Origin of the sequence: Corynebacterium silvaticum (genome assembly GCF_002162115.2) — a bacterium.
GTDB classification, from domain to species: Bacteria; Actinomycetota; Actinomycetes; order Mycobacteriales; family Mycobacteriaceae; genus Corynebacterium; species Corynebacterium silvaticum.
In genome coordinates this window covers 296,960-321,711 of the sequence record NZ_CP021417.2, presented here as the reverse complement: position 1 = coordinate 321,711, position 24,752 = coordinate 296,960, and the positions used below count along the sequence as shown (strand labels likewise).

Here is a 24,752-nt window from a genome sequence, read left to right as displayed (position 1 = left end):
TAAAACACATAAAGCACGGAGGTGCTCCCCACATTGTCGCGGAGAGCACCTCCGTGCTTTTAATCTCTTAAGGAAACTGTTTCGGGTCTAGCTGTTGGCGAGGATCTCGCTGATACGCTCATGACCTCGGGCGTTGATATGAAGCGGCATGTTGCCTTTGCCAGTGGTGAAATCAATAACACCGGAGAAGTAGCGGTCTGCATCAGGTGCGCACATCCCATTGTTGCGGGTATGCGGTTTGAGATCTAGGAATTCCACGCCGGTTGCGCGAGCAAGATCTATGTTCATCCCCTGTGCGAGATTCTCCCAGCGCTCCATTGCCCCAGCCGGCACTGGAAGGGTGATATTAGGAATAATGTGCAGAGGGCAGATACGACTACCAATAACCATGGTCGGATAACCGACAATCTGGATACGCGCATGTGGGGCGGCTGCGCGGATGCGATCAATTTGCGGGCGCATAGCCGCGACAAAACGCTCACGCGTTGTTCCCTCGGATTCGCTTCCGTTGAAGTAGGTGTCGTTGAATCCATGAGTGATCACCACTCGTGCGGTAGCAGCATTCAAAGCGCCGCTGTTAAGCGCTGAATCTACTTCTACGTTGAAAGGCCCACCGGCAAAGGAACCCGTGGAAACAGACTGAACACCGGGACATGAGAAATTGCGTACAGGAAGCCCCAAGCGACGCCCGGCTTGTTCGGCGTAGCTGTCGGGGGAACGTCGACAGTTCCTCGATGAGGTGAAACGATCTGCTAGCAACTGCGTCGCCGGGGAGTCCGCGATAATGGAGTCTCCGAGGACAACCATGTTGCGCTCAGCTGCGAGTGCTTGAGGAGCCGCGGTGAGGGAAGCCAGAATCGCCGCTGAGGTAAGTGCGGTAACGAGTTTACGAAGCATATTCTTCCTAACAGAGACTTAGTTTTGCTAAGGCAAATATTCAGGTATTAAGTTACAGATGCTACTGATGTGGCTAACGTTTTGGTAGTTCTTAACGATATTCATTAATAGATCTTCAGAATCCATAACTAAACCAACGTTCTCTTTTGACCATCGGTAAATAAACCTTTTTTATTACAATCTGCTCTTCTACAAGGAGTTTCCTTACAATGAAAGCACGACTTGGAGTTCCTTCCACGCTCAAAGCAATGGTTCAGCTTGCCCCAACGCTTATCTCTTCAGGGATTCTCAGCGTAGAGGGCAATCCCTCCGCTCTCTTCTCCATTCCACAGCTTCTTGCCCGTTATAGATTTACGACTGCGCGCGAAGTTGAACAGGCATACCGCATTTGTCCGCACCGCATAGCGCTTATCGACGACGACGGCACCCTGACCTTCACCCAGCTACGCAACGATTCGCTTACCCTCGCCCGACACTTCGCGTCCCTCGGCCTCGACGACCTCAGGATCGGCGTCATGGCGCGCAACGGCCGAGCGTCCATTTATCCGCTTACGGCTAAAGGCTACGTGGGGGCGTCGATCTACCTCCTCAACATCGGGTCTTCCCCCGAGCAGCTAGCCGGATGCATCAAACGCGATGGTATCAACGTCCTGGTTATCGACGAGGAATTCGTCGACCGCCTCCCCGCCGATCTCACCGGTCTACACGTCATTGTCGGATACCGCGAAGAAACCCCCGCCCAACGCACCGCAGACCTGATCACCCTGGACGATATTGTAAAAAAGCCATGGGAAACCGCGGGCGTTTCTTTGCCCATCTTCCCCAAACACGGCAGCATCGTGCTTATGTCCTCCGGCACCACAGGAATTCCTAAAGGTGTCATGCGCAAAGAGCTCACGGCCCCCACGGTGCTCGAAAGCGTGCTCGCTCAAGTTCCATGGCGCGCGAACATGACAATTCAGCTCACCGGTTCCATCTTCCACACATGGGGATGGGCCTGCCTCAACATTGCATTCGCGCTGCGTTGCACGGTTATCACCCGCCGCGTATTCAATCCCCAAGAGGCGCTTGCCGACGTCCAAAAGCATCAGATCGACGGGATGATTTCCTCCCCCATCTTCCTTAAACAATTCTTTGCGGTCGAAGGCCAAGAAAACTACGACTGCTCTAGCCTCAAATTCATTTTCTCCTCCGGCCACTCGCTCTCTCCATGGCTTGTCGACGCCGTCCACGAGCGCTTTGGCAAAATCCTGTGCAATCTCTACGGCAGCACCGAGATCTCTGCTGCCGCTATCGCAAGCATGGAAGAGATCGCAAAGAATCCTGCTGTGGCCGGAAAAATCTGCAAAGGCACCCAGCTGGTCATCCTCGATGACAATGACAACCCCGTAGGCCCCGGGGTTCCCGGTCGCATCTTCTGCCACAACAACATGTCACTCACCGGATACACCGACCCCACCATCCCCATCCCCCGCGTCGGAGACCTCATCCAAATCGGCGACCGCGGTTACATCGATGAGAACAACTACCTCTTTGTGCTCGGGCGTGCCGACGACATGATCATCGTCGGAGGAGAAAATGTCTATCCTCGCTCCGTCGAAGAAGTCCTCGAACCCATGCCAGGCATTGCCGATCTCTATGCGAGCGGCGTGGAAGACGACGACATGTTTGAGCGCATTGCCGTATGGATCGTTCGCGAAGATTCTCCCGAAGGCTCCGCCCTTAGCGAAGACTCGATTCGTGACTGGGTAAAAAACAACCTCGCAGAACACTCCATCCCTCGCGACGTCCACTTTGTGGACTCCCTCCCACGCAATGCCACGGGCAAAGTAATCCCCCGCATGCTCAAGCCCTAAAAAGAGCACAGTGCTCGGCTGTCACAGCTTTTCGCTGTACGCGGCTGAGCACTAGTGTGCGGCGTACGTCGAGAAGCCCAACCCTTTATGCATAGGAAACACCCTGTTCTAGTAAAGTTTTCCTCATGCCCTCGTCCCGCTCGCAACGTTCCTTGCCGCACAACAAAAAGACATATTCCACTGCATCCATAGTGGCCGGTGTTCTTCATGCCATTTCCTGGATCGCTCTTATCCTGGTGTGCATCTTTGCATTCAAAAATGGCCACTTCTCAGAGCATCTCATCGGGCTTAGCTTCATTGCCGTCGCCGCCACCGGAATCTGGGTGGCGATCTGCGGGGTTAACCGCCGACGGGACAACTAAATCTTCGACTAACGATCGCTTTTGTCGTTTTTGAGAACGCTAAAAAATCTCTCCTGCGGTTTTGTATCTGAGACACCCGCTACCGTTCTCAAAAACGACATTTTTGAGTTAGCCCCGCTATCGCGTGAGCTAGATGTTCGGGTTTTGTTCAGGACGAACTGCGGTAGCTTTCTGTGTTTTACCGGTGATAACCAACAGGGCTATGCACATACACAGCAAGAAACCCCAGCTAGAAACTATCTTCTAGCTGGGGTTTTATTGAACCTCCTGCGAGAATCGAACTCGCGACCTTTTCATTGCATAATAAAGTGATTCCTCCACCAGCAGGGTGACAGACCATTGACACACGTCTCCCGACATCCAAAAGAACGCCTTCACAGGTATCGCCTGCATATTTCCAGCGCACCCACATGCCTTTGCACGCTGCCAGTTCCTCAGACGTGAGGGTGGAGAGATTCACCGGGGTCACTTCCCTCGCGTCTTTCAACTTCTTCGCTGCTTCCCTAAACTGCACGGCGAGTTTGTCCAAGCGCTTTTCCACGTCCGTGAATCTCCTTAGATCCTCGCGGGAAATGAAGATCTCTGTCTCCTTGTAGATTCACAAGCTCTTCAAGATTTTCTCTGCTTCCTGAATTCTTGTGCTCATGTTTACTGTTTCCTTTGTCTCCCCGGCGCGCTTAGGTAGCTGAGGGTAGTTTTATGGTGGCTTCATGAATATTTGTTATGCCTGCTAGATCCATCAGTTTTATGGCAGTACCAAGTTTCACGTCGTGGCCTCGACGCATTCTACCGATGGTGCCGAGGGAAAATCCTGCTTTTACTGCGCTTGCCTCGTCTGAGCTGAGTCAAATTTTTCTCGGATCAGATCAAGCACTTTTGGCCTGATTCGGTATTCCATACTTAACCTCCGTGTGCATTTTGCATTCTTATCCCATTAAGCACATACAGCGCATAATGCACAACTCATTTTGCGAAATATAATAAAATTGCACGTTGAAAACCTTTCGCATACTGCACACGAGTAACACGTTGTGCATAATGGGATATATGAGGAATCACACTGATTGGTACCGTTCAATAGTTGGAACGGACACGGAGAAGGCCGCAGCAGAGAAAGCCCGCATAACAACTAGCACTCTGAATCGTCAGCTCGCCAAAGGTATCCTGTCAGAAGGCAATGTGATCGCCATAGCCCGTGGATACGGCAAAAATCCTGTTGATGCCCTCCTTCGTGTTGGGTATCTGACAGATGCCGAGGTACGAGGAAAAGATGATGAACTCGCAGCGAGACTCACAGACCAAGAGCTAATCCATGAACTTGCAATGCGTATCAATAGTGAAGAAGCAGCATGGGAAGAAACCTTTCCCACTCGATAGGCAACGAGCTCGCAGCTCGTAGAAAAGCCAACACCCATAGTTCCTCCCCTGATTCACCCCCGTGTGTCAGAACCATTAGCGATGATGAAGCAGCCGCGGCAATCCGCGAAGCCCACTAACTCCGTAAAGCAGCGCACCCCGCATCGGAAGAATTAGTTGAACCTGATTCGCCTTAGGAGACGCGAAAATTGGACCTCGAAGCATTCATCGAAAGCCTTGGTGTGAGCATTCTCGACACTCATGACCTTCCCTCAGGCATCGATGGCATGTATCTCCACCACCGGAAAATAATCCTTATCCGTTCCGGTCCTTGCACATGGAGCCACCGCTCCACACTTGCTCAGCTTGGATATGCTTGGTATGGCGACGCGCAGCACGGAGACCCAAGGCTTGAGCGGCGAGCTGACCAATTCGCCGCTCAAATCCTCATCACCCCCGATAATTACCGGCTCGCCGAAAGCGCACATAACGGCTGCTTAGGGGCAATAGCATATGAGCTAGGAGTGACCCCTCGGATTCTTGATGTTTGGAAACGCCTCTACCAACAAGGGCGAATCCAACCCGAGAGTTGCCTTTCACCCGCTTAAAGGAGAGCATGTTGAAGTATTACGACTTACTTTCGTCGCAACGCCCCACCGTTGCAGCTGTAGGCGTGTTTGCTTATAAAGATACGCTTCGAAGGTTGCCATCTGGAGTTCAGTATTTTGAGCTCGTTCCTGAGCCAGACAACCCCCATACGACGATCATGCAATCAGTATTAGAAGCCGCGGCAACGTCGTGGGGTACATCCCACGGGAACGGACCTCAACCTATTGGCCAATTATTGCCAGGATCACCGCATCCGGCATGATGGCTCGCGTTAAAGGCAAACTACACAAAAACGGTAATTACTTTGATATTTCCGTCTATCTTCTTAGCGGCGATAAGGCATTAACTACGGAATCTGGGCTAGTCACCAAATCGCATTCCTATACCGTACCGCCCGCCTATGGACATACAGGAGATAGCACCTTAAAAACTCCATCCGCGAAGTTCAACCACGTAAAACCTGTCGCGCTTACAGAACAAGAAAAGGCCGAAGAATCCGCCCGCAGACGACGGGAGTGGGAGGAATCGTATGCACAAAGTGGAAAGAAATCTCATTCGAGCAATCTCACACTGCTACTAGTTATTGCAGGTGTTGTTCTCTTAGTAATCATACTTATGTAAAAACCATGCAAAACCCTCCGCCTACGAGCCGCCAAGCACAACAAGTAAAGGGTTTGCCCTCACAGTCCCGAAGACAAGGACAAAAGTCATGAACAGCAACATTATTTCTATGGAACAGCACCGCTCCCGAAAAGAAGTGCCTATTTATTTGCAGGTGCCTGGGGAAATTGCGGATACTGGGACAAGGCTTTCCAGCTCGTGCAAGTGACGGAAATGTTTACTGGTGCAAGCGGCTTATTAATGATCATGGGCGGGAATCAACGATCAATGAGGTCGTTGCTAGTGAGATTGGCAAACGTATTGGTGCGTGTGTTCGTGAATGGGCGGGAATCCATGTTCCGGATACGTTTGTTGGATACCGTGTTGGAGATAGTACTCGCAGGTATTCTCTAGATGGCACGCCATTGTTCGGTTCCCTTGATCTCGAAGGGGCGGTTCTTGAGACTGAGCCGGCGGCTATTCATCATGTTCTCGATGACAGCAATCACAATGAGATTCCTAAGCTCATTGCGCTATGGGCGCTGTGCAATGTTCAGGAGGATCTTCAGTTTCTCTACGAGACTAATAATGACTACGAGATCTGGTCTATCGACCATGGCTTTTGGTTCGATTCTCTTCCGTTCCCTTGGCAGCTAAGCCCCGTAGAGCAACTAGCTGGTCGTATTCAGGTTCCACGACTTACAGCGCGCATACCAGCAGAATCTTGGGACAAGGCTATCGCGGCAATCGATAAACTAGATAATTCTCTTATTGATGAAATCTGCGGAAAACTACCCGAGGAGTGAGAGGTCACTCGTGCTGAAATAGCTACACTCGTTAACTACACTATCGGAAGAATAGACTATGCCCGTGACATACTGAATTCTCATAAACAGGTAGCAGGAAGGAGATGACATGCGCTTTGATGTCTGGACTATCCGCGTAGTTCCCCGCCCTTTGAGCGTGACCTCAATTGGTGTCGGCGTAATCGTCTACGATCCGCTCACTGCACGATTCAAAACTCACTTCTGTAATGTGAAATCTGTTTTCAACGCTCACGACAACGTAGGAGCCATCGAGCGTTCACTAAAGGTCCTCATGCAGGAAGTGGAAGATCACGTCGTTGCACAGCCCTCGTTGGAAATCAGTGAATCATTTCACCTGCCGAACCGTCTTTCCTTGCTCAACCAGCACTGGAATAACCTCATACGAGTCGATCGAGCCCGAGTTATAGCCGCTGATAATCTCGACCATGCTACGGAATTAGCGTTCGAAGTGTTCATTGGAGTCGAACCTGTCCGAGAAAGCCGCACCACGGTTTCACAAATCAGGAAAAGGATCCGAACCGCATACACCAATGACCCGGTACTGTCGGAAATCACAAAAATTGATCCACGCGTAGAAACCTCTGCTTATTCCTTTGGTCTCAACGTTGCTGTCCTCAATAACGAAGAAGTTTACGAGCTTAACCAAGCCTTCAATATCACTGATCAGCAATCCTTCGAGCGTGCCGAAGCCTGGGAACTCAAAGTTGCTCGTTTAAGGGAAAAAGGAGGCCATCTGCTATTCAATGAAGAAGCCGTGAGCATCAACGAGAATGTCGATGTTGTTGCAGTCCTTCGGAATAGCCCCCAGAACAAGAACAAAGAACAATTCCGTGTACTTACGCAACGCAAAGAAGCCGACATCGAGTCCCATGCCGACTTCTTACACAGGAGAATTGCATAACCTCGTAAATCGCCCCAGTTCTATCGAACGGGGGGTTTGTTCGGAATTTCCGAAAAGTAAAACAATTCCCTTCCACGGTCATCTTGGCGGAGGACGTGAAAGGGAGCCAACTCAGGTGAACTCTTCTCTATATGAGACGAGTCCGCCCTGACAAGGAAGAAGTGTACCTCATGGCATACGTCCGTGATCTCTGGATGAAGAAAAACCCAGATCAAACCTCACGTATTAAAAAGGTGCGATCAGCACGATGAGGCAAGGGGAAACGCTGGCAAGCCGTCTGGGTTGAAAATGGCGATGAAACAACCAGATCTTTTTATAACAAAGACGCAGCGGAGCTCCATGCTGCCCGCGCAGAAGTCGGACAAGCTGACGGCACCTGGATCACTAAAGATAAACTCGAGATCACTCTGGAAGATATGTGAGATGTATGGATAGCATCAAAAGAGGGACGCGCATCCAGCACGAAAGCTGGCTATGAGACAGCCTGGAAGCACATCAAATCCGTTTTGGCAGCGTCCCTTGTTGGAAAATTGAACGAGTTAAAGTCGCGGCGTGGATCCCAATTGTCACAACGTAAAGTGGCAAAGATAAAGAACCTCGTATCATTGGATCAGGATCGCAGCGCAAAATCGGCATCGTTATTAGAGCTCTCCTTGATCAAGCAGAAGATTTAGAAATTATTGGAAAAACAAGATCCGGTCTAATGACATACCCCACCAAGGCAAAGCAGAGCATCGTTATCTCACGGTCCGTGAGATAGACTGTCTTCTAGCAGCTGCACGTGCTATGCCCGAAGTCTCGCTCATGATTAACGTTTTGTTTTCCACAGGGCTTCGTCCGGGGGAATCAAAAGGCCTCCTCAAAGTAAAGGACTTCGATCTACTACGCGGTCGCCTATATATCCGTCGAGATGTCGATGATCTTGGGTGCCCAGATGAAACCAAGACCAGGAACCATCGAGATGTACCCATTGGTGGTGATCTTCTCTTTGACCTTGAAGACGCTGCCGAGAATAAGGACCCCAACGACTGGCTGCTCGCTGACGAAATAGGTCATGTATGGACCTCGACAAAATGGCGGCGACGTTAGCATACCGTTTGCAACAATGCACATATCTCGAAATTAAAGACATACGAGCTTAGACATACAGCGGCTTCCCTTGCCATCGCCGCTGACGCTGATGTGAAAACCGTCCAGCTAATGTTGGGACACGCTAGCGCAGCAATGACCTTAGATGTTTAGCTCACCTCTGGGAAACTGGTCTTGGCTATGTGCCCGGCGCGATGAGCACCCATATGCAGCGTGAACGGGAAAGGCTGGCAGAGAGAGCGTAGACGTAGTGAGCGTGGGCTTCGGGCCGTTTAATCTGTTCGGGTTTTGTTCAGGACGAGAAGCAATCACCTGCAACAATACGCAACACGCTATTGAAGACTTACAAGCAAAACCCCAGCTAGAAACTATCTTCTAGCTGGGGTTTTATTGAGCCGCCTGCGAGAATCGAACTCGCGACCTTTTCATTACGAGTGAAGCGCTCTACCGACTGAGCTAAGGCGGCTGGGCTTAACGCAACAGCGTCATGTCCGCGGATAAGCTTACAACATAGCGGTCAAAACTTTAAAACGAGGTGCGTAGGTGCCACAAAATCGCTTTACATTGCCAACCTAACCAATGATCCGCGCCCCCAGGCATTGCAAGGGGCACAGATCATATCGTTTCTAACCACGCAATTCCTCTAAAACATTCTCAATATAGCCCTCCTCCAAAACGTACCCCTTTTCCGTCGGATTCAGCACACCCTCCGCAACTCGAATATTCCACCACGCTTCAACAGCTGCAGGGGTGTAAATAAAACCGTACTTTTGCGTAGGCATTTTAAACGACCCACTAAGAAGATTCCCCAGAAAGATCTCCTGTTCATTCCTATTTACATTGACATACGTCACAGAATCCGGCTGCGGCTGAACATGCTGCGCTATCCAGTACAAGACATCAAAAAAGCGCCTCCCCTCCACAGAGTTATACAAGATTGCGGGGTTCATATCGTTGGCAACCGGCTCTGCTGCTTTGCGTAGGAATCGTTCAATATCAGGAGTCGGCGTAGCACGGATTGCATGCTGCAAGGTTTCTGACAATGCCCCATGCTGAATACCTTTAATCCCCATACCGTACTGATCAGAGCTATCAGTACTACTTTCATACGGGTCAGGACCAAGCTTTTCCAGAAAATCAGTCACAGAATCTGCGACAAGAGTCATTTGTCCATCTGGATCAGTATCACAATGAAGAATAGCCCCTACAGGAAAACCTTCCACACCATAATTGATGACAAAGCACTGATGCATACCATCCTTAGTATCTGCTAAGAGCAGGACTTCGTCTGATATTTCCCACTCCTGCATAAGGAACATCGCATAGTCAACTAAATCAATATTCGTTCCATTGCGAGTTGCCCCATTGCCATAGATAGTTTCCACACCAATGTCTAGTTCTTCTCCGGAGGCCAGGGTGATACCAGTAATGAAGCTGCAATCAGTTTTTAACGTGCCAACTCCAGTTTTCTGGAGTAACTGTTTGTAGTCCTCGGGTAACGTCTTGCCAAGAGCTGCTTCGATTTCTGATAGCCGCTTTGCACTGGCACGTTTTCCTTTTTGGGCAAAAATCCGTGTGAGCTTAGCCATTGTTGTGTCCTTAGGTTGCTAACGTTTTACTCCCCAGTGCCTACCCTCAAGCCCCTCTACTTAGCGGGCTCCGCAGGCCAGACGAATGCGTCCGATCATTGCATCGAAAGCTACTTCTGGGCGAACGTTGTGGTTAATGTGCTCCCTGCATAGATTTATCGCGTCGACGCAGGCAACCAGCCCTTCAGTGCTTACCTGTTGCGCTAATTCCTCTGCCAGGCCGACCATATCTGGATGCGTCCGAGCTACGTCTGCGCGCGAGCTAACCATGATGGCGTCACGGTATAGCCCTGCTAGGTCGACAAGGGACAGATCCAGGCTATCGCGAATTGCTCGCGTCCTCCGCTTTTTCTGCCGTTCCTCTAGTTCACGCACAGAAGCCTCATACCCCCGCAAAGCCTTATGCACGCCTTTGCCACGGGCTCCCATTCCCAGTGAGTTACGTAGCTTATCCAGCTCTGCGTCGTTTTCTTGTGATAATTGTTCCTCCACTTGTTTTGTCACGGTTTTCACGATTCCGGTCACTGCTTGGAATGCCTGGTCACCATGAAAAACAAGTTCAGCCATGTTCAGTATGCTTGCGCGACGGCGCTGTGCCTCAACATCGCGGGCCAGCCACCGTGCCCGTCCGATGTGCCCGCCAGAGGAGGCCGCTGCCAGCTGCGCGTCTTGTTCTGTGATTGAGCCGTCGCGAGTAAGCACCGCCACCACTTGTTCCGTGGTGGGCTGCGGTACATACACGTGGCGACTTCTAGACAGCAGCGTCGGGATAATGTCTGTGGGATCCGTCGAGGGGGCGCACAGCATAATCACGGTGTGCACGGGGGGCTCTTCTACCGTTTTAAGTAGGGCGTTGGCGGCTCCGTCGGTAAGCCTGTCTGCATTATCCAGTATCACCACACGCCATCGCCCTACCGTCGGGCGCTTTGCGGCTGGTTCGACGACTTCCGCGCGCATCGTCTCAACGGAGATAGATAGCTCACGGGGAACGATGTGGACTACGTCAGCATGCGCATTAGCAATCACCGAACGACACTGAGGGCACCGGCCGCAACCGGCCACATGGGGGTCCTCGCATTCCAGTGCCGCCGCGAAGGCTACTGCAGCCACTGAACGCCCCGACCCAGGGGGGCCTGTGAACAGCCACGCGTGGGTCATTGCGCTGCTGTCCTCATGCGTTCGCGCCGCATACGCCGCAGCTCGGAGGGCTGGTGCAATGTGCTCGCTCACGCCCATATGCGAGAAGATGTCGTTGGTGCTCATCACTAACAAGAGTATCGCTAGTTTTGTATGACCGTTAAAGTAGTGGCATGACCAAAATGTGGCGCGCCTTTAAATGGCTCTTTGGCACATCGTGGCCGCTATACGCCACCACTGTCCTCGGCTCTAATGTGCTGGGGGCAGTTGGCGTCATGCTGTTTTTGCGATACCTCGTCCCCATGCCGGAGTTTGCGGCTTTTACCAAGGGAACCAGCTATCTTCCCACCTTAGGGATTAGCTACTTGGTGGTCGCGGTTGCTTTTGGCATCGTGGTGACGTTCAGGTTGTTTCGCCCTGTCTTGGATTGGCAGCGCCACCCAGATACTCACGACCCCAACATGGTGCGCAACCTCGTCATGCGCATCCCTTTTTATCAGTCAGCTCTGTGTGCTTTGGTGTGGCTTATCGGCATCGTGATTCTGGCGGTGGCTTCCGCACAGACTTCGCCGCGCTTAGCTCTGGCTATTGTCGTCGCCACTACGTTGAGCGGGTCTGTTGTCATTGTGTTGACGTATCTTGAAGCCGAGCGCCTCGTACGTCCTGTGGCAGCCACTGCCCTAGCCCGCAGGTTTGAGGAATCGACCCTTGAGCCTCCCATTGCTTCTCGTCTACGACTCACCTGGCTGTTGACGTCGGCGGTCCCCATCTTCGGCGTGATCCTTACGATCGTGGGCTACCATGAGGGTTTCTTTGGCCATAACATCCGCGACATTATCCCGGCTGTTCTCACGCTCTCGCTTGTTTCACTTGTCACGGGGTTCCTGGGCACGACCTTATCCATTATGAGTGTTGTAGACCCCATCCTGGAGCTGCAGGGGGCCATTAACAGGGTGCGCCGGGGAGAAAGCGACGTCCAGGTGGACATCTACGATGGTTCCGAGCTGGGCGTACTGCAGGCGGGTTTCAACGAGATGATGCGTGGGCTAAAAGAGCGCCAACGTGTCCGCGATATTTTTGGCCGTTATGTGGGCGCTGAGGTCGCGCGTCGGGCACTCGAAGAAAAACCTCAGTTGGGCGGCGAGGACAGAGAAGTCGCTGTGATCTTTGTCGATGTCATTGGCTCCACTACCTTCGCTGTCAATCATGGCCCAGAAGAGGTTGTGGCAGAGCTGAACAAGTTTTTCGAGCATGTAGTCGGCGTGGTTCACCGAAATAAGGGCATCATCAACAAATTCCAGGGCGATGCCGCCCTTGCGGTTTTCGGTGCACCTATTACGCTTTCCGACGCCACCGGGCATGCACTCGCCGCCGCGCGTGAACTGCGGCAAGAGCTCAGCGGGCTACGGTTGGAAGCCGGTATTGGTGTTGCCTCAGGGCACGTGGTTGCAGGGCATATTGGTGGTCTTGATCGTTTTGAGTACACAGTCATCGGAGACGCTGTGAATACCGCAGCGCGTCTCACTGAGATTGCCAAAGACACTCCTGGCCGTGTTCTTACTAACGCCGCAACCCTCAAGAAGGCTAACGAGGCGGAACAGGGCCGCTGGACGCGCATGAAGTCCGTGGAACTGCGTGGCCGCAGCATGATGACGCAGCTTGCACGCCCCATCCGCCCGACGCTTGCAGACCGTTCTTAGCGAGAAAACGCTAACTCCAATTCTTTCTTTCGGCGCAGGAATATTTCCCCAGAGAGCACGGCAGTACGCGTAGCTTATCTGTCGACCGAATGGACTTTTACCGGGCCTCAGTTCTACGCTAAATCCGATCTTTTTGTGATTCTTGCGCGTTTGCTGGCCCTCTGTGAACCGCGCATCTTTCCCCACATACTAGGAAGGAAATGTCGTGTCTGACACCGACATTGCGAAACCAGCCACGGGTTCCAGTATCCGCGAACTCACTCTGCGCGCCGTCATCATCGGCGGCCTGATCACCCTCGTGTTCACGGCCGCCAATGTTTATCTGGGGCTTAAAGTTGGCATTACTTTTGCCACGTCCATCCCCGCTGCGGTTATCTCGATGGCGATCCTGCGTCGTTTCGCAGGCCACACCATCCAAGAGAACAACATCGTTCAAACGATTGCATCTGCAGCTGGCACACTATCCGCCATCATCTTCGTCCTCCCCGGCCTCATTATGGTCGGATGGTGGAGCGGATTCCCCTATTGGACCACGGCTTTTGTCTGCGCAATTGGCGGCATCCTCGGCGTGATGTATTCCATCCCGCTACGTCGTGCCCTGGTTACTAGCTCTGATCTCCCTTATCCCGAAGGTGTGGCAGCAGCTGAGGTCCTGAAGGTCGGCAACGACGCAGGCAATGCCCAAGAGCACGAAGGTAATAAAAAAGGCCTGGCCGTTATCATCTGGGGCGGAATTGCATCTGCAGGTTACTCGCTGCTCGCTGCAATGAAGGGTGCCGCAGGATCAGTTTCCGCCACGTTCAAAGTCGGTGCCGGCGGAACTATGTTTGGTTCCAGCTTGTCCCTCGCCCTCATTGGCGTAGGCCACCTGGTTGGCCCTGCCGTCGGCATCTCTATGATCGTCGGACTCCTGATCTCCTATGGTGTTCTGCTTCCCTACTTCTCCGCAGCTCCTCTAGCGGCAGGCGGCGAGCTTTCGAGCGTCGTCAGTTCTACCTTCGTCGGCGAGGTTCGCTTTGTCGGTGCCGGCGCAATGGCAGTCGCAGCAGTATGGACGCTTATCAAAATCATCGGCCCCATTGTCAAGGGCATCAGGGAATCCCTTGCGTCCTCCCGAGCACGTGCCGCTGGTAGCGACGTAGAGCTCACCGAACGAGACATCCCATTCAAGCTGGTCGTCGGAACGATCTTAGCCGCCATGCTGCCCGTGGGCGCCCTGCTGTATCTCTTCATTCACGCATCTGAAATTTCCCACCACACAGCAACGCTCGTGATCCTCAGCATCGTGTTCGTGCTGCTCATTGGTCTCATCGTTGCCTCTGTGTGCGGTTATATGGCTGGCCTCATCGGCGCATCCAACTCCCCCATCTCCGGCGTGGGCATCATCGTTGTTCTCACTTCGGCCCTGCTGATCAAGGTAGTTACCGGTTCCGAGTCCGACTCCAACGCTCCTGCCCTGGTTGCCTACACGCTGTTCACCTCCGCTGTGGTCTTTGGTATCGCCACGATTTCAAACGACAACCTGCAGGACCTCAAGACCGGCCAGCTTGTCAACGCCACCCCATGGAAACAGCAGGGCGCCCTCATCATCGGCGTGCTCTTCGGCTCGATTATTATTCCTCCCGTCCTCCAGCTCATGCTCGACGGCTTCGGCTTTGTAGGAATGGAAGGCGCTGGCGACAACGCTCTCGCGGCCCCGCAGGCAGCACTGCTCTCCTCGGTAGCAAACGGCATCTTCGGTGGCTCTCTCAACTGGAGCCGCATTGGCCTCGGCGCCATCATCGGCGTCATTGTCATCATCATCGACGAGGTCCTCAAGCGCACCAAGGGCTGGAGCCTCCCTGCGCTCTCCGTAGGCATGGGCATCTACCTCCCTATTGCCCTCACGGTCATCATTCCGGTCGGCGCATTCATCGGCTACTTCTACGACAAGTGGGCAAAGAAGCAAAGCAATCCGGAGTTCTCCAAGCGCATGGGCATTCTGCTTGCCACCGGCGTAATCGTGGGCGAATCCCTCTTTGGTGTATTCAACGCCGCTATCGTTGGCGGAACAGGTGTTGAAGAACCACTTGCTGTCTTTGGTTACGGCGAAAATGTCGCCACCTGGGTAGGACTCATAGTGTTTACTCTCCTCGTGGTATCGCTCTACCGCTGGGTTCGTAGCAAAGCCTCTGCCTAAAGCAGACGCAATCCCCTCTGACTGAACTTCTGCGAGTTCTAACAGAGGGGATTGTTGCGTTTAGGGCCCCAAGCCCCAAAGCACCCCCAGAACCTGCATTACCGTAGATACTAGAGGCTTCAAGGGCCCAAAAACTGCTCAATGTCTATGGTAATGCAGGCTCGAAGCGGGAATTCATACCCAGACACAAAATTAGGCCCCTTTAAAGGGGCCTAATTTCAGTAGATCATTTCTTGCGTCCAGCTTTGACCACTCGTTTTGTGGTCTTCGCAGGCTTTTTCACAGCCTTTTTCGCTGTGGTCTTCTTGGTCGCTTTCTTCGCAGCCTTCTTTGCCGTCTTCTTCGTAGCTTTCGCCGTGCCGCCATCCGCGGCTTCCTTCGCGCGACGCTCTGAAAGAAGCTCGTTAGCGCGCGCATCCGTAAGCGCCGTGGGGTCGTCGCCTCGTCGCAAAGAAGCGTTGGTGGCGCCGTCGGTTACGTAAGGGCCAAAGCGTCCATCGCGCACGGACATGGGATTGCCGGAGACGTCGTTATCGCCAAGTTCTTTGATCACGGATTGGGAGGTGGCACCTCGGCCGCGTCGTTTAGGCTCAGCGTAGATTCGGCGGGCCTCGTCGAGAGTGATAGTAAAGATTTGCTCTTCTTTGGCCAGCGACCGCGAATCATTGCCCTTTTTCAGGTAAGGACCATAGCGACCGTTCTGCGCAGTAATGGGCTCATTATCGCTAGGGTCAACACCGACCTCGCGCGGAAGGGCCAGAAGCTGCAGGGCTTCCTCAAGCGTGACGGTAGCAGGCTCCATGGCCTTGAACAGCGACGCGGTGCCTGGTTTCAGGGTCTCGTCGACGATCTCAGCGATCCGCTTTTCTTTCTGCTTAACTGCAGTCTTGGTCTCCCAGTTCTTGGCGCGTTTACCCTCGGCGGCACGCTGCTCATCTTCGGCTTTGCGCTCAGCGGCAACGATCTCTTCTGCCTTAGTCTCCACTTGGGTGCGCTCATCGTCGTTGACCAGCTCGGTGACGTAAGGGCCAAAACGCCCTTCCTTGGCCACGATCATGCGATCGTTCTTGGGGTTCCTGCCCAGCTCACGGCCAGATTGAGGAGTCGCAAACAGTTTCTCCGCCACATCGAGGGTCAGCTCGTCTGGGGTGGTGGTGTCTGACAAGTTGGCGCGCTGATATTCGGCCTCGCCATCAGCGGTCACACCGATCTGCCGTTCGATATAGGGGCCGTACCGCCCAACACGGACGTTAACGGCGCGGCCTTCTGCGTCCTGGAAAAGTTCTAAGGAGTTGACCAAACGCGCGTCAATGTGTTCGAGGTTGTCGCCAACCAGCGCCTTAAGTCCGCCGTGGCGTGCGATGGATTCTGCAGTAGCGTCGGAGGCTTGGGCATCGCCAAAATAGAAACCGGTGAGCCATGCAGTGCCGTCTTCCCGTCCTGCGGCGATGTCGTCTAGCTCATCTTCCATCGAGGAGGTGAAATCGTAATCGACGAGAGCGGAGAAGCTCTTCTCCAAAAGGCCAACGACCGCAAAAGCCACCCAGCTGGGGACGAGCGCGTTACCGCGGGAATAAACGTATCCGCGATCTTGAATGGTCTTGATGATCGAGGCATACGTCGATGGGCGTCCAATGCCCAGCTCTTCCATTTTCTTCACCAGAGACGCCTCTGTGTAGCGCGCAGGCGGGTTGGTGGAGTGCTCGTCGACTTCCAGCTTGTTCACGTCCAGTGCGTCGCCCTCAGCGAGACGAGGCAGATGGCGTTCGGCGTTATCGGCGAGATCGCGGCCGTCGGAAAGCTTGGTGATTTCCACGTATGCGCGCAGGAAGCCCGGGAACGTGATCGTTCGTCCAGTAGCTGAGAACTCAGCGTTCTTTCCTGCGATGGTCACCTTCATGGAGGTGCCTTTGGCATCTGCCATCTGGGAAGCGACGGTGCGCTGCCAGATGAGCTCGTAGAGTTTAAATTCCTCGGCATCGAGCTGGGAGTGAAGTTCTCCGGGGGTCGCAAAACGCTCGCCCGCCGGACGGATAGCCTCGTGAGCTTCCTGCGAGTTCTTCACCTTGCGGTCGTAACGACGCGGCCCATCCGCCACATAATCATTCCCATAAAGGGAAATCGCTTGTTCACGAGCAGCCTTGAGGCCCTGCTCCGACAGTGTCGTGGAGTCTGTACGCATATACGTGATGTGGCCGTTTTCATACAGTCGCTGCGCGATACGCATGGTGCGCTCGGAAGTAAAGTGCAGCTTGCGGCCGGCCTCTTGCTGCAGAGTTGAGGTCATAAACGGCGCATAAGGGCGGCGGGTATAAGGCTTTTCTTCCACCTTGGCCACGCTCATAGGAGCGCCTGTCAGCTCCGCAACCAATGCCTCGGCACGCTGCTTATCGACGACCACAACGTCGCCTTTAAGCTCACCGCGATCATTGAAGTCGCGGCCCGTAGCTACGCGCTTGCCATCGACAGAGGTAAGACGGCCAGTGAATTGATGTGGATTGCCATCCGTATCAGGCTTGCCCGTATCGAATTCCGCCTCGATGTCCCAGTACTCAGCGGAAACAAAAGCCATACGCTCGCGTTCTCGTTCAACGATCACACGAGTAGCCACCGACTGAACACGGCCCGCAGAAAGCCTCGGCATGACTTTCTTCCACAGCACCGGGGAGACCTCGTAGCCATAGAGGCGATCGAGGATACGGCGAGTTTCCTGCGCATCGACCAAGTTTGCGTCCAGCTCGCGGGTGTTCTCGGCAGCCGCCAGAATCGCTGGTTTAGTGATCTCATTGAACACCATGCGCTTCACGGGCACTTTAGGCTTGAGAACCTCAAGCAAGTGCCATGCGATGGCTTCCCCTTCGCGGTCGGGGTCTGTGGCCAGTAGGAGTTCGTCGACAAGCTTAAGCTTTTGCTTGAGATCGGCGACTTTCTTCTTCTTGTCCGGGCTGACCACATACAAAGGCGCGAAGCCGTTCTCTGTGTTCACGCCAAGCCGAGCCCACGGCTCCTTTTTGTACTTAGTTGGAACATCTGCAGCGCCTCGCGGGAGATCGCGAATATGTCCCACGGAAGCCTCGACGATGTAGTCATCACCTAAGTAAGGGGCAATTTTCTTAGCCTTCGTCGCAGACTCGACGATCACAAGGCGCTTAGGTCCGCTCTTTTCAGCCATAAAAGGTGAAAACCTCAATTCACAAAAAGCACGATAAAAATGCGTTGGCACCTTATAGTACGGGTCTACTACGCACCTTTGTCCAACGCAGGAATCCCAAAACACTAATAGGGCAGGAAAAAGGGCGTTTCTCACTCCCCTTATCGGATGGCTCAACTATAAAAAAGTACCCCCGACGGTCATCATATGACCGCCAGAGGCACTAAAGCTTGTAGGTGCTACGCACTTCCGCTTACGAGGAATTACAGAGCGTGAACCTGCTGAGCCTGAGGACCCTTAGCTCCCTCGCCGATCTCGAACTCAACCTTCCGGTTCTCTTCGAGAGTGCGGAAGCCATTGCCCTGAATCTCAGAGTAATGAACGAAAACATCAGCGGAGCCATCGTCCGGTGCGATGAAGCCGAAACCTTTTTCAGCGTTGAACCACTTCACAGTTCCCTGTGCCATATTTAAAACCTTACTTCTAGAATTTTCGGTGAATACCGAATTGCAGTGGAGCCGTTCATCCTCACACCTCGGAAACACCACGAACTTTCATGTTGGAAAGCCCGCAGATCACCTCTGTAAAAATGCCACCAACCGTTAGCTGGATTCGGCGACCACTGCCCAGTGTGTCATGTTTAAGCGCTCAGCGATAGGTCATTCAAAAAAATGCTAGATTGTTGCAGGTCGCACTAAAATAATTAAGGATTCCCCATGGCTGGAACTAACCCCGATATGGGGTATCAATTGGGCCAAGAGCTCGCTTCCATCGTGGCAGACAGGTACCCCAACTCCACGTGTACGCACCTGGAAACCACCCCAGCCAAGCCAGCACGCTACGCAGAATGGCCAGAATGGGTCTATCCCCCTATCAAAGAAGCCCTTGTGAACCGAGGCATCCAACAGCTGTACGCCCACCAGCAAGAAGTCGCACACAATGCGTGGGAAAAAATAGACACCGTCATTGCAACGGGCACCTCCTCCGGCAAATCACTGGGTTATCAGCTCCCCATACTTTCCTGTCTTGCATACGACTCCACCGCATGCGCGATCTATCTCACGCCCACAAAGGCACTCGGATCAGATCAGCTCAATGCAGTCACGCAACTAGTGCAAGAAGCGCAAACCATGGGAGGCGATACGGTACGCTCTGTCCATCCTGCGCCTTACGACGGCGACACCCCCTCCGATGCGCGCTCCGGAATCCGCGAACAGTCCCGCTTCATCTTCACCAATCCCGACATGCTCCACGCCGGAATTCTTCCCAACCATCAGCGCTGGGCACGGCTATTACGACACCTGCGGTTTATCGTGATCGACGAATGTCACTCCTACCGAGGAGTCTTCGGCGCTGGGGTCTCCCTTGTTTTACGTCGGCTTCTCCGGATAGCGGCCCGCTATGGAAGCACCCCCACGGTGATCTTGGCATCAGCCACAAGCAACAATCCCTCCGAACACGCCGAATTACTCCTAGGCCGTCCCGTACATGCGGTTACCACGGATTCAGCCCCCACCGGCGCACGCACCGTCATGTTGTGGGAACCAGGCTTTCTCGACGGCGTGGAGGGCGAGCATGGTGCTCCTGTACGGCGCGCAGCGTCATCGGAGGCAGCCAGCATCATGGCTACTCTCATCGCAGAAGGCGCACGAACCCTTACTTTTGTCCGCTCTCGACGCCAAGCCGAACTCACCGCTTTACGTTGCGCAGAAGAGCTGTCCTATCATGGCCGCCCTGATCTGGCCCGCCGAATTTCAGCTTATCGAGCCGGCTATCTGGCCGAAGATCGCCGAAAAATCGAAGAACAGCTAGACAACGGCGAACTCCTCGGCGTCGCCAGCACCAATGCCCTGGAACTCGGTATAGACGTCGGCGGACTCGACGCAGTAGTGACCGCAGGTTTCCCCGGAACTGTCGCTAGCTTTTGGCAGCAGGCAGGTCGAGTTGGCCGACGCGGCCAAGGTTCCTTAGTCACCCTCGTCGCCCGCGATGAACCCATGGACACGTATTTAGTCCATCACCCGGAAGCACTTCTTGGTAGACCCATCGAGCGCACCGTTTTCAACCCACATAACCCACACATTCTGGCCGGACATCTCTGTTGTGCAGCATCAGAGGCTCCCCTCTCCGACGCAGAGATTAACGCCTTGGGGGCGCAACAAGTAGCTGAGCAGCTAGAGCGCGAAGGATTGCTGAGACACCGCCGCCACGGGTGGTTTGCTGTTGAGAAACCCGGCGAACCACCCGCGCATGAGCTAGTGAGCCTACGAGGATCCGGATCCGCCATCACCATTGTCGATGAGACTGACGGTCGAGTCTTGGGCACCATCGAACAGACTCGGGCGGTCTCCCAAGTCCATCCTGGCGCGGTGTATCTCCACCGGAGCGAGACTTTTGTTATTAACAGCCTCGATCTTGACCAACGCCTTGCACTAGCCCGTCCTGATGCTCCCGACTACAGCACCTACGCCCGAAGCACCACAGACATCCGCATCCTAGGCGACGTAGACAAAGTTGCTAACCCCGCACCTGGCCTGTGGGTTTCCAACTTACATGTGGAAGTCACCGACAGGGTCACAGGTTATGTGGTGAAGGCACCAGACGGATCGGTTCTAGACGTGGTTCCTCTCCAACTACCACCGCAAACGCTCGTCACGCGTGCGGTTGCGTACACAATTGATCCGCTTGTCCTGACCCAACTAGGGATCACCGATATCCCCGGCGCGCTGCATGCCGCCGAGCATGCGGCTATCGGCATCCTTCCGCTGATTGCTACATGCGATCGCTGGGATATTGGCGGTGTGTCCACAGAGCTTCACCCAGACACTGGGCTACCCACAGTCTTTGTCTACGACGGACACCCTGGTGGTGCTGGGTTTGCCGATTGCGGTTACGATCGCTTCCCCGAATGGATTGCCACGACCTTTGATGCGATCCGCTCATGCTCGTGCGAGTCGGGGTGTCCGTCCTGTGTTCAATCGCCTAAGTGCGGCAACGGGAACAGCCCTCTGGATAAGGGCGGCGCGCTAACATTGCTTGGCACCATGTGTGCGATGCTCGGTGTCACGCCTTAGCCGGAGGTCTCTGCGTTCATAGAGGTTACGGTGTATAAAGGTCCCATTTTATAAGGGTCCCGCTCGTGCTTTCGCCGTTTGCCTGTCCACCTTGGCTTCGGCGATGACATCCTCGTAGACATTCGTGCAGTCGATGAGTACTGCACCATTGAGTGCCGCTATTCTTTGAGATTCTTCACAGGCGTTCAAGCCTTGCGCTGCGGCGGTCGCTCCTGCTATCATAGAAAGATATGCCGCGTTTTGGGTGGTGTGCTGATCTAAAACAGAGTTGGCTATTACCACACAACACAACAACACAGCAGAGAATGCCGCCATTATTCCGGCTCCCAAAACTGTTGCGTTTCCGTCCTGGTTGCGTATAAGCAATTGAAGATTTTCATGGCTGTTCCTTGGGAAAAATCGCAGTAGCTGTTCGCGTCCCTAGTGGACTCGGAACGCGCGCTGTAGCGGTAACTAATCCACCGGATTCTGTGAAATCAATCGTTCCTCGTGATGCCACGAACTCCACACCTATGGCACGAGCCGTGCGGCGGCACCAGCATTATCAATCGCGGCTAATTGCGCAGCGACGCTGACAATCCCGCCACACATCGCCGCAGCAACGATAATGAGTGCCGCCGACACAATTGCCGTCTCTATCGTGCTCATGAGCGCTTATTAACCTGGCGTTTTATTCAAAGCATTCGTGATTATGCCTTCCAAAGCAGTTGATACTGAACCACTCGTAGCCACTAAATACAGCGCGCCTGCTAGAGCTGCGGCTGCTAGTGCCCCCATGGCGTACTCGATGGTGGTCATCCCATCTTCATTATCAATGAGTTTGTGACATTTATGGATGAATGCAGTAAGCATGACTTTTGTTCCTTTTCGTTGTTATGTCGGTTATGTCGTTGTCTCGTTTTTCTGTTTTCAATCGCGTGGGTAAATCAAGAAAAAATCCCAATCCCCAAGCTGATGACCACTGGCGCAAGCCCGAGTAAGAAGAATGCGGGAAGAAAACATACGGTCAACGGCAGTGCAATGAGCACTCCCGCACGTTCTGCTCGTGCAAGGCTTAGGTCTGATGCCCGTGCGCGCAATTGTCGGGCTAACCTCTCACACGCCTCAACCAACGTCGCTCCTGATCTCTCCGAAGCTCGCGCCACCGTTACCAGTTCTCCTAGCGCAGGGTGCCCGGCGAGGGGCTGCCATGCGCGCTCAGCGGGCATCCCCATTTCGAGCAGGATTGCCACATCCGACCATTCACTCCTGGTTCGAGTTCTCCCACGTGACGTTTCTTCCGTCAAAGCCACGGCATATGCCGCCTGCGAAGGCGTCAAACCCGATTGCGCGCAAGCAGCAAAAAGATCCAGTTGGGAGGCGCTTTTACGTAGAAAATCCCCCGATAGCTGGGTTGTAAAAAGCTTGTGCGTTAGAGCGTCCCAATGCTTTTTCACTCCAGCGGACTTTCTCTGAGGTCCATCGCGAGCGCGATGGATTCGGTATACAACATCAGGCCGTGTGATGCTGACCGCTAATGCTACTAATGCCACCGCAATAACCGGCATCATCGCGCTTTCTCCATTATCGCTTGGCTCCACAGGTTCCCCACGCAGACCAATAGTGTCCCCAGTATTAAAAGCACTGCTCCTATATGTGTGTGGAGCAAAAAACCCAAAGCATTCACACCCATTCCTCGCCCCAGAAGAATCCCTGCAAAAGGTAGTGCGGTGAGGATATATGCCGTGGCTTTAGCTCCTTGCATGGCAGCTTGGATGCGTTCTGCATGGCGCAGATCTTCATCCAATGAGGCCCTGTTTCTCTCCAATAATGGCGCCAGCGCAATTCCGTACCGTTCACTCAGGCGCCAGGCATGGGTTATTTTCTCTATGCCATGGATAGCAACAGCACGTTGCTGCCAATATGCGGACGCTGATCCTCCAAGGCGCGAGCTTCTCGACGCCGCCATGAGCGTATCTCTGAGCGCTGATTCAGGAAGGTTCTGAGCCACGTTTTCTAAAGCCCGGGAAGCTTCAACTCCCGCCCGTAAATCCCCAGAGAGACTTCCCAATACAGCTGATATTTCCTCTTGTTGCTTGCGTTGAGATACCTCTGATCTCCTCTTATTCCAAGCGTTCACGATTGTAGCGACGATGAGCGCTGCTGAAACCACGAGGGGAATGTGATGCCGAAGGGGAAAAAGTATGACCACTATAAGGACCACGCTTATGGCTTTCTTCCGCCATTGTCGTGCGACTTTCTTCCCTGCAACCCGCTGTTTCGGAGACGGAGATGCTGAAACCCAGGTGGCAGCTGCAAGCATTATGAAGGATTCCACGAGGGCGCTCCTTGCATTGTGTCGTCCCACACTGAATGCACTTCAAGAGGGTGTCCCTGAAGAACACCGATTTGCTGAAGCCGTCTCCCCTGCTGGGTTCTCTTCATAGCCAAAACCACAGGTGAAGCAGCTGCGAGTTGGGAATGCAAAGCTTGTCGATCAAGCCCGCCAAGAGCTGCTAGAGCTTCAATCCGGGCTGGTACTTCTTGCAGCGAATTGGCGTGCAGGGTTCCTGCGCATCCCTCGTGTCTGGTATTGAGGGCCGCAAGCAAATCGACCACCTCTGGACCGCGTATTTCTCCGAGAACAATGCGATCTGGCCTCATCCGGAGAGCCTGAGGCAACAAAGTGGTCATTGTTATCTCGCCACTACCTTCAGTGTTTTTAGCCCTAGAGACAAGCGATACCACGTGAGGATGCGCGGGTCGGAGTTCCGCAGTATCTTCAATGCACACTATGCGTTCTCCTGGTTCCACTTGAGCAAGCAGTGCACTCAGCAGTGTCGTTTTCCCACTTCCCGTCCCACCAACGACCAAAAAGGGTTTGCGCAGCGCAATCATCTCTTGCAGCCCACCAGCTACTTCTGGGCTAAAAATGCCCGTTGCGGTGAGTTGTTTTATCGTTGTCGTTGCTTGTCTGAGTACCCGGAGGGAAAGGCAGGTACCGCTTTCCGACGGCGGGCTCAGTACCGCATGAACGCGGATACTTGTGCCATCATCCCTGGTGATTCGCCCGTCGCCAAAGCAATGTGAATGATCAAGCCTGCTGCCGGATGCCACTAAGAATCTGGTAGCTAATCGCCTGACTTCATCATCTGAGGCAAAAGCCACGTCAGCGCGTTCCAATCCCTGTCCGCGATCAAACCACACCCCCATGGTTCCATTGACCACGATATCGATCACTCCGGGGATAACCAGAAGCCTCTCTAGCTGGCCGATCCCAACGGAGTCGTATCTCAGTTGCCTAAGCAGCGCGATCATGTCTACGTCGCTTATTACTCCGTGTGCTTCTTGTCTGACCAGACTCGCAAGCGATGCAGAATCCGCCAACCCTGGGTCTTCAGCGATTCTTCGTTGAACACGTGCTACCACGTCTTGATGGTTGATGG

Annotated in this window: 21 protein-coding genes, 1 tRNA gene and 2 pseudogenes; 11 read left to right on the top strand and 13 right to left on the bottom strand. The window is 53.6% G+C overall.

What is annotated here, in order from left to right:
• Positions 1-87: 87 nt before the first annotated feature.
• Positions 88-897, bottom strand: coding sequence for a GDSL-type esterase/lipase family protein (locus CBE74_RS13900; protein ID WP_087453298.1), 810 nt, complete (start codon positions 895-897; stop codon positions 88-90).
• A gap of 209 nt (positions 898-1,106) precedes the next feature.
• Here CBE74_RS13900 and CBE74_RS13895 point away from each other — a divergent pair, with 209 nt between their 5' ends.
• On the top strand, positions 1,107-2,753 hold the full coding sequence (locus CBE74_RS13895; protein ID WP_087453297.1) for an acyl-CoA synthetase: 1,647 nt from the start codon (positions 1,107-1,109) through the stop codon (positions 2,751-2,753).
• A 125-nt stretch (positions 2,754-2,878) separates the two neighbouring features.
• Positions 2,879-3,115 (top strand): hypothetical protein, encoded by a 237-nt coding sequence (locus CBE74_RS13890; RefSeq protein WP_087453296.1) that lies wholly within the window; start codon positions 2,879-2,881, stop codon positions 3,113-3,115.
• Between the two features lie 229 nt (positions 3,116-3,344).
• Here CBE74_RS13890 and CBE74_RS13885 read toward each other — a convergent pair whose 3' ends face one another.
• The gene (locus CBE74_RS13885; protein WP_087453295.1) at positions 3,345-3,656 is read right to left on the bottom strand and encodes a hypothetical protein; all 312 of its coding nucleotides are present in this window, start codon (positions 3,654-3,656) and stop codon (positions 3,345-3,347) included.
• A 506-nt stretch (positions 3,657-4,162) separates the two neighbouring features.
• On the opposite strand from CBE74_RS13885, the gene CBE74_RS13880 reads away from it, so the two are divergent.
• From CBE74_RS13880 to CBE74_RS13855, 6 genes and pseudogenes are all read left to right on the top strand, one after another.
• A complete protein-coding gene (locus CBE74_RS13880) occupies positions 4,163-4,492 on the top strand; it encodes a hypothetical protein (protein WP_087453294.1) in 330 nt (109 codons plus the stop codon).
• 188 nt (positions 4,493-4,680) lie between these two features.
• Entirely contained in the window at positions 4,681-5,079 is a 399-nt protein-coding gene (locus CBE74_RS13875; protein ID WP_087453293.1) for an ImmA/IrrE family metallo-endopeptidase, read from the top strand.
• Between the two features lie 190 nt (positions 5,080-5,269).
• Complete coding sequence (locus CBE74_RS13870) at positions 5,270-5,701, top strand: hypothetical protein (RefSeq protein WP_225870234.1); 432 nt, start codon at positions 5,270-5,272, stop codon at positions 5,699-5,701.
• Between the two features lie 167 nt (positions 5,702-5,868).
• A complete protein-coding gene (locus CBE74_RS13865; RefSeq protein WP_233426074.1) occupies positions 5,869-6,486 on the top strand; it encodes a HipA family kinase in 618 nt (205 codons plus the stop codon).
• 109 nt (positions 6,487-6,595) lie between these two features.
• Positions 6,596-7,408 (top strand): DUF3037 domain-containing protein, encoded by an 813-nt coding sequence (locus CBE74_RS13860; RefSeq protein ID WP_087453290.1) that lies wholly within the window; start codon positions 6,596-6,598, stop codon positions 7,406-7,408.
• A gap of 786 nt (positions 7,409-8,194) precedes the next feature.
• Positions 8,195-8,650 (top strand): annotated as a pseudogene (locus tag CBE74_RS13855) (tyrosine-type recombinase/integrase).
• Between the two features lie 240 nt (positions 8,651-8,890).
• On the opposite strand, the gene CBE74_RS13850 reads toward CBE74_RS13855, so the two are convergent.
• From CBE74_RS13850 to CBE74_RS13840, 3 genes are all read right to left on the bottom strand, one after another.
• Positions 8,891-8,963, bottom strand: a tRNA-Thr gene (locus tag CBE74_RS13850).
• Between the two features lie 160 nt (positions 8,964-9,123).
• A complete protein-coding gene (locus tag CBE74_RS13845) occupies positions 9,124-10,086 on the bottom strand; it encodes an SMI1/KNR4 family protein (RefSeq protein WP_087453289.1) in 963 nt (320 codons plus the stop codon).
• A gap of 60 nt (positions 10,087-10,146) precedes the next feature.
• Positions 10,147-11,349 carry a DNA polymerase III subunit delta' gene (locus CBE74_RS13840; protein ID WP_134316146.1) on the bottom strand — a complete coding sequence of 401 codons (1,203 nt, stop codon included), beginning with the start codon at positions 11,347-11,349 and terminating at the stop codon, positions 10,147-10,149.
• Positions 11,350-11,396: 47 nt separating this feature from the next.
• Between CBE74_RS13840 and CBE74_RS13835 the strand changes: the two genes are divergently transcribed.
• Positions 11,397-12,923, top strand: coding sequence for an adenylate/guanylate cyclase domain-containing protein (locus tag CBE74_RS13835; RefSeq protein WP_087453288.1), 1,527 nt, complete (start codon positions 11,397-11,399; stop codon positions 12,921-12,923).
• 205 nt (positions 12,924-13,128) lie between these two features.
• Positions 13,129-15,102 (top strand): OPT family oligopeptide transporter, encoded by a 1,974-nt coding sequence (locus CBE74_RS13830; RefSeq protein WP_087453287.1) that lies wholly within the window; start codon positions 13,129-13,131, stop codon positions 15,100-15,102.
• Positions 15,103-15,328: 226 nt separating this feature from the next.
• Here CBE74_RS13830 and topA read toward each other — a convergent pair whose 3' ends face one another.
• Together topA and CBE74_RS13820 are read right to left on the bottom strand one after the other, a co-directional pair.
• Complete coding sequence (topA, locus tag CBE74_RS13825) at positions 15,329-18,274, bottom strand: type I DNA topoisomerase (RefSeq protein WP_087453286.1); 2,946 nt, start codon at positions 18,272-18,274, stop codon at positions 15,329-15,331.
• Between the two features lie 242 nt (positions 18,275-18,516).
• Entirely contained in the window at positions 18,517-18,720 is a 204-nt protein-coding gene (locus tag CBE74_RS13820) for a cold-shock protein (RefSeq protein ID WP_087453285.1), read from the bottom strand.
• Positions 18,721-18,969: 249 nt separating this feature from the next.
• Between CBE74_RS13820 and CBE74_RS13815 the strand changes: the two genes are divergently transcribed.
• A complete protein-coding gene (locus CBE74_RS13815) occupies positions 18,970-21,327 on the top strand; it encodes a DEAD/DEAH box helicase (RefSeq protein WP_087453284.1) in 2,358 nt (785 codons plus the stop codon).
• A 48-nt stretch (positions 21,328-21,375) separates the two neighbouring features.
• On the opposite strand, the gene CBE74_RS13810 is transcribed toward CBE74_RS13815, so the two are convergent.
• From CBE74_RS13810 to CBE74_RS13785, 6 genes and pseudogenes are all read right to left on the bottom strand, one after another.
• Positions 21,376-21,693 carry an Rv3654c family TadE-like protein gene (locus CBE74_RS13810; protein ID WP_225870236.1) on the bottom strand — a complete coding sequence of 106 codons (318 nt, stop codon included), beginning with the start codon at positions 21,691-21,693 and terminating at the stop codon, positions 21,376-21,378.
• A 10-nt stretch (positions 21,694-21,703) separates the two neighbouring features.
• Positions 21,704-21,975, bottom strand: a pseudogene (locus CBE74_RS13805) (hypothetical protein).
• 9 nt (positions 21,976-21,984) lie between these two features.
• Positions 21,985-22,179, bottom strand: a complete 195-nt coding sequence (locus CBE74_RS13800; protein ID WP_087453282.1) for a DUF4244 domain-containing protein — start codon at positions 22,177-22,179, stop codon at positions 21,985-21,987.
• A gap of 74 nt (positions 22,180-22,253) precedes the next feature.
• Positions 22,254-22,874, bottom strand: a complete 621-nt coding sequence (locus tag CBE74_RS13795) for a type II secretion system F family protein (protein WP_225870250.1) — start codon at positions 22,872-22,874, stop codon at positions 22,254-22,256.
• Positions 22,874-23,629 carry a type II secretion system F family protein gene (locus tag CBE74_RS13790; RefSeq protein WP_087454820.1) on the bottom strand — a complete coding sequence of 252 codons (756 nt, stop codon included), beginning with the start codon at positions 23,627-23,629 and terminating at the stop codon, positions 22,874-22,876. Before CBE74_RS13790 ends, CBE74_RS13795 begins: the two co-directional genes overlap by 1 nt.
• Positions 23,629-24,750: a TadA family conjugal transfer-associated ATPase gene (locus CBE74_RS13785; protein ID WP_087453280.1), complete on the bottom strand. Its 1,122-nt coding sequence runs from the start codon at positions 24,748-24,750 to the stop codon at positions 23,629-23,631. Before CBE74_RS13785 ends, CBE74_RS13790 begins: the two co-directional genes overlap by 1 nt.
• Positions 24,751-24,752: the final 2 nt, after the last annotated feature.